Below are 4,918 nucleotides of genomic sequence, written 5' to 3'. Positions count from 1 at the left end.
GGACGTATCCGAGGAAAAGCTCATCCGCTTGCTTGAACCGATACTCCTCGATATTGGCCAGCTACCCCCATTGGAGCAGGATAGACACTTGAGACTCATCAGGGATCAATGCGGTAAACAGGGACCGTCCCTTGCCACACTGCGAGCACAAGTTACGGCAACCCAAAAGGAACAGCGCTCCAAGGAGAGACACCAACGAAGGGCAGAAATGCGGCCGTCCGATGCCACGCCTGGATCCTGCAAAGCAAGATTAGAAGAGGTTCTGGCCGCCACGAAAGAAGAACGAGGCACATCGCCCGACTACAGGATCGTTGCCGAGGCGGCATATGAATGGTTCACAGACCATGGAGCACAATTCTTCCACACTCCCCATGCCGAACCGTTCATGTTCTTCGAGGATTCGATTCTGTGGATGGATACACCGGACCGCGGGCGCAGACGACTCTATGCTTCGATACTATATAAACAGACCGGCATGGTACAAACAACGGCTGGCGGACGTACTTTTTACGAGGTGCTGGCGAACTTGGCAGTGGAAAGAGGGGAGGTAAGGGAACACTCATCCTGGCTGCATTCCGATGTTTCAAGCTACACGGTGTACTTCAACCTCAATAACTCCGAGCACGAGATTGCCAAGATTACGCCTGAGGGTGTGGAGATCATCAAGAACGGTGGAAACGAGGATGGTATCATTCTTGAGGGATCCCGCAAAATGGCACCGATACACTTTCTTCCCAAAGCTGATCCGTTGGAAGCGCACCGGATCCTGACAGAACTCGTTCACAATAACCTCACGTGCGCTCCGGGAAACCGGGACCTGATCCTCGAGTGGCTTTCCTGCTTCCTCTTGCTCGACTTCGCCGGAACACGGCCCATGATGCGATTTGAAGGTCCCACAAGCTCGGGTAAGACCACCGCGAGCAAACTGATATCAACGCTGCTTTATGGCGAACCGCAGCAGAAGAAGAGCACCGACGCAGCCAACTACACCGACGGCTCGCGGAATCCCCTCATTGTTCTCGACAACGTTGAGGTCAAGCATCTGACAGAGGACTTAATGACTTTCATCTTAACCAGCGTCACCGGCATCGCCAAAGAGAAGCGCAAGATCGGCACGGACACCGAGACGGTTGTCGAGCGGCCTAAGTGCCTACTGAACACCACAGGTATCGAACCTCTGGGAGGCGAACTCGGCGAGATCCTGTCGCGCTCGTTCATCATCCGCTTTGAAATGGGTGAGCAGGCGAGCGAGTGCTTCATCGAGGCGAAGGTACTGGCCGCGATCCGCGAGCACCGGGATCTGATCATCTCCGCGTTGCTAATCCGCACGAGCCAAGTGCTCGCCATGATGAGGGACGGTGCACAAGAGCAGGTGATGCGGCTCTTGCATCAAACGCTCGGCAATCACAGCAAACGCCGGTGCAACGATTATCTGAGCTTGATGTATCTGATGAGACTGTCCGGCAAACCAAGGGACGAGGTTGCTAAGGCTCTGGATATGCTCAATCCGCAATTCGAAGAGTTGATTGCGTCGCTCAACAGGGTCAGCCAGGAGACCGCCCGCGAATCCAACCCCATCGCCACCTGCTTGGTTGTGCTGTTCAAAGCCTACCGCCACGCCGTCGGGACTAATGAGGCGGCGTTTCTCGAACGTTACCAAATCGACTTCAGTGACGAAAACACCATTGAGGGAGCTCGCGCTCGCGACTTGTTCATCGCCCTTAAGCGGCTTTCCAAGGATTTCGGCCTATCGTTCAACATGAACACCGTGCAGCAATTCGCTCAGAGGTTTTCAAACGACATAGACACCATCCGGCAGGCCGGGTTTGAGATCAAGGTCAACCGGTCGGAGCATTCCGTCCGCCGCACAGCAACCTACGACACCACCTATCTTGCCTGAGTTTCCCTGTTACCGCCTCCCCATGCGAAGGTACCCTTCGCAACTGAAATGGACCTTCGCAGTTTCCAAGTCTTGACATATCAATCAGTTATGCCGATTTTGCGAAGGTGCGAAGGTTCTCAGGAGTTACCCCCCTCTACACGACAAAAAATTCACATGGTCTATATGTTAGTCCATAACGCATTAAGAATTCTCGATCACACGTGAGTAATATCTTCTATATCCTTCGCACCTTCGCAAAATATTAATATAATAATATACAATCCAATGATTTACAACAGTGCGAAGGTCGTTGCGGAGGTTCTTTCCCTGCCCTTGACCCTTCGCACCTTCGCAGCTCGGCTGGTTGGGCTACGGATCGAGAATTGGCAAGCTCACGCGCGTCGCTGACACGCTGCCCTTTCGATGATCTCTTCAGCGTTTTGAGCGAAGTACTTGAAAGCTTCGGGCCACAGAAGCACGGAGTTGGTGGAGCTCGGACCGGGCGGTGTCCATCCACCAGAGATAGTTCCTTCTTGAATCGTGCCATTCAAGTACATCATCGAGAAGATCGGATCTTCGATATCCTTGGGTTCTCTAACGAAATCCATGTCATCAAGTGCACTCGGATCTGCGTCGACAAATAGTCCTCTCAGATAGAACATGATGGGAGTCCAGCCCGAGGAAGAATAACCCCACACGTCAGAAACCTCATAAAGCGAGAGATTCGGTTTGGAACTGTTTGGCTTTAAGTTCATCATGAGAGTGGTTTCGGACTCGCCTATATCTGCCATGGCCTTTTCTATATTTATGTGCCACGGCAGTGGCTCTGACTCCGAACCGATTAGACCGGCTCTTAGTAGATACGGAATATAGCCCGAGTTGCATCCAAATAGCGATGTCTGAGCTTTGAATCTGTAGCGGTGGCCCTCGTTATGTTGCTGTTTTGAGTACAAGGCGTACATTACAGTCCCTTTCGAGCAAGTTGTGAGTTAGCCACATAATACTCCCTTGATCTTCGAATGTCAATTGCACTCCCGACATTTCGCGATTCGTTCCGGTAGGTATTATGGAAGAGGGTTCCCCGAGGAGGGCCAGAATCCGCCATCGGGGTGGCGGACCCCGAGGTGTCGAAAGGGAGACGCAGTAATCATGTCGGGCGGCAAGGTCAAAGATAGGATCGGAAAACGCAAGAATGACGTCGGATAACACCAGCAGTCACCATTCTGAGGTCCGCGTAACACGGGCACTTACGAAGCAACACTTTACAGGAACGTCAGATAAGACGTGTTCTGTGACCTTGGGAGAAGGCATTTTGTGGGCAGGAATCGCAGCTGTTTTTCACAATTTGATGGGTGGAGATCGAAAGGATTCGCATGTAACCGGCAGTACTATAGGCAATTACTGGGGCTGCCATTTGTTGCAGCGGCTGCCTGTTCTCTGCTCTTTGGCATCCTCAATGCCCCTAAATGGGCACTTTCCGGAAGGCGGATGCCGCCAAATCGAGCATCAGCCGAAAGTCGATGCCGCTGTTCGAGCCTCGAGCCGCCCCATGATGCTGCTATACAGATGCCGGAACGGGAAAGCGGTCCCGGTGGACCGCTTGGAATCAGCGAGCGTTTGTCTAGAGGCGTTCGAGCGCCTCTTCGAGCGCGCCGTCGACGAGGTGGGTGTAGATTTGAGTTGTGGAGAGGTCCCGATGACCGAGAGCTCGCTGTACAACCAGAATGTCACCAGTCCGGCTGTAAAGGTGAGTGGCGAAGGTGTGCCTGAGCGAGTGCGGAGTCAGCTTCTTGTCGATCCCTGCTGCCTTGAGCCAGTAGATGACGCGCCTGGCAACCTGTCGCTCGCAGAGCCGCTCGCCGCGATTCGAGATGAAGAGTGCATGACGTTCGCCATCCCCGAGGCGTCGCCGTTTGATCAGGAAGGCCCTCAGGAGGAAACGTAGGTTGGTTTTGAGAAACTTTACCTGGGGCACACTCCCCTTAGCTCGCACACGGAGGTGCTTGGAGTCGAGGTCGATATCCTCGATGTCGAGACTGACGAGCTCGTGCAGGCGAATACCGGTGCCAAGGAAGAGTTCGATGATGAGCCTGTCCCGTTGGGCAAGGAGCGAGGACTTTCCGCGAAGCTCTTTGAGCAGTCGCTTCTTTTCTGCTTCAGTCAGGAAGCGAGGAGGCGTCCGGGGAAGCCTCCGGAGCCGAAGCGATACGGCTGGGTTTTCGCTGACTATCCCGCTCTGCTCAGCCCAGGAGAAGAAGGATCGAACAGCAGCCTTGAAACGGTGCATTGATGCAGGTGATCGCTTCCTGCCACTGCATGCTCGGGTCATGTCTGGAGATGTCAACGCCTCATCAATCATGGAGCTTGTCACACGAGCTGTCGTGATGCCGGGATACCTTCTCTCGATCGCTTCCGCAAGAGTGCTCAAATCGCGCAGATATGCACTCACAGTCTTCGGTGAGCGGCCGTCAGCATTGAGCCGTCGTCCGAATGCCTGGATGTCAGTGACCAGAGTCTCAGAAGAAGGTGACTTAGCTCTTGCCATGATCCTCCTTAGAAGCGCTCCGTCCCAACGGTGTGTCCTTCGGGAGTGGGAGCTTGTCGATTCGTCTGGTTTCATGCGCCCAGATCAGGAACATCCGGAGCACCCGCATAGTCTTCTCGACTGTCGGCTTCGCTCTGTTCCTGCCACTCGGAAGTTTCAGGAGCACATCCGACTTGAAGAACCTCCCTACATGCGCCGGCAGGATCGCGGACAGCTTCCGGTCTGCTCCGAAGAAGGTCTCGATCTGTTCGAGATCTTTGGCGTAAGTGAAAAGTGTCGCCTCCTTCTTTCCCTGAGTCTTCAGGTACTTCAGATAAGCTGCAGTTGCTTGATGCAGGGTGTCTGCCATAGTAGACTCTCCTTTCTATTGGTGGTTATCAGGCTGCGGGTCCCGGCGAGATATCTCGCTCCGGTATCTGATGTTCTGAATGCACCGCATGCCTTTCACCACACAACACATGACTGGAACCGGATGGAAGTCAAGTCGAATG

General features: G+C 53.8%; 4 protein-coding genes. 1 reads left to right on the top strand and 3 read right to left on the bottom strand.

All coding sequences use genetic code 11. The features are described from left to right. Positions 1–1,900, top strand: a 1,900-nt coding sequence (locus tag KKH67_15500) for a DNA primase (protein ID MBU1320583.1), incomplete at its 5' end; no start/stop codon positions are given. A gap of 374 nt (positions 1,901–2,274) precedes the next feature. Here the strand turns inward: KKH67_15500 and KKH67_15495 are convergent. The 3 genes from KKH67_15495 to KKH67_15485 form a co-directional block, all read right to left on the bottom strand. Further along, on the bottom strand, positions 2,275–2,844 hold the full coding sequence (locus KKH67_15495) for a hypothetical protein (GenBank protein ID MBU1320582.1): 570 nt from the start codon (positions 2,842–2,844) through the stop codon (positions 2,275–2,277). 659 nt (positions 2,845–3,503) lie between these two features. Beyond that, complete coding sequence (locus KKH67_15490; protein ID MBU1320581.1) at positions 3,504–4,427, bottom strand: tyrosine-type recombinase/integrase; 924 nt, start codon at positions 4,425–4,427, stop codon at positions 3,504–3,506. Continuing rightward, a complete protein-coding gene (locus KKH67_15485; protein ID MBU1320580.1) occupies positions 4,414–4,776 on the bottom strand; it encodes a hypothetical protein in 363 nt (120 codons plus the stop codon). The genes KKH67_15490 and KKH67_15485 overlap by 14 nt, the downstream gene beginning before the upstream one ends. Positions 4,777–4,918 lie beyond the last annotated feature (142 nt).

The organism is Candidatus Zixiibacteriota bacterium (assembly GCA_018820315.1).
Lineage (GTDB): Bacteria > Zixibacteria > MSB-5A5 > JAABVY01 > JAHJOQ01 > JAHJOQ01.
Note: the sequence above shows the minus strand (reverse complement) of the source record. Positions and strands in the feature narration are given on the sequence as shown.